Source organism: Acidovorax sp. KPB24-07, from assembly GCF_057543315.1.
Genome location: NZ_BAAJYS010000950.1, coordinates 1 through 566, shown reverse-complemented (window position 1 = coordinate 566; position 566 = coordinate 1). Strand labels below are relative to the sequence as shown.

General features: G+C 68.9%; 1 protein-coding gene. It reads left to right on the top strand.

Annotated elements, in window-relative coordinates:
• Window positions 1-114 precede the first annotated feature (114 nt).
• Window positions 115-387 carry a hypothetical protein gene (locus AC27IQ_RS26840; protein ID WP_317356828.1) on the top strand — a complete coding sequence of 91 codons (273 nt, stop codon included), beginning with the start codon at window positions 115-117 and terminating at the stop codon, window positions 385-387.
• Window positions 388-566 lie beyond the last annotated feature (179 nt).

The window sequence follows — 566 nt, the reverse complement described above, 5'->3', positions numbered from 1 at the left end:
CACCTGGGTGGACGAAACCGTGCACGTCGAGGGGCAATGGGTCAGCAGCCGCAAGCCCGACGACATTCCGGCGTTCAACCAGAAGCTGTTGCAGGCCGTGGGCGCCTGACCGCGATGGACGACTGGCTCGGCCTCTTGCAGTGGCCGGCATTCGCGGCGTCGGTGCTGGCGGCCTGGCTGGTCGCCTCCACGCACTCAGCGCGGCGCAATGCCGGGTTCTGGATCTTTCTCGGCAGCAACGTGCTGTGGCTGGCCTGGGGATGGCACACCCGCGCCTGGGCGCTCATGGCGCTGCAGTGCTGCCTGGCGGCGATGAACGTGCGGGGCCTGTGGAAAACGGAGCCGGCCGGCGAGGAAAAGGAAGGCGCGGGCAAGGAGGCCGCCTGAAGAAAGCGGCCCGTCGGTGGCCCTGCACCCCGCAAGAAAGGTGCGAAAAAGGCCTGTCTCCTTGCGAAGACAGGCCTTTCATGGGCCACGACGGCGCGACGGCTTCAGAACGGAATGTCGTCGTCCATGTCGTCGAAGCCCGAGGCCGCGCGCGGGGCCTGGGCGGCGGGCCGCCGGTG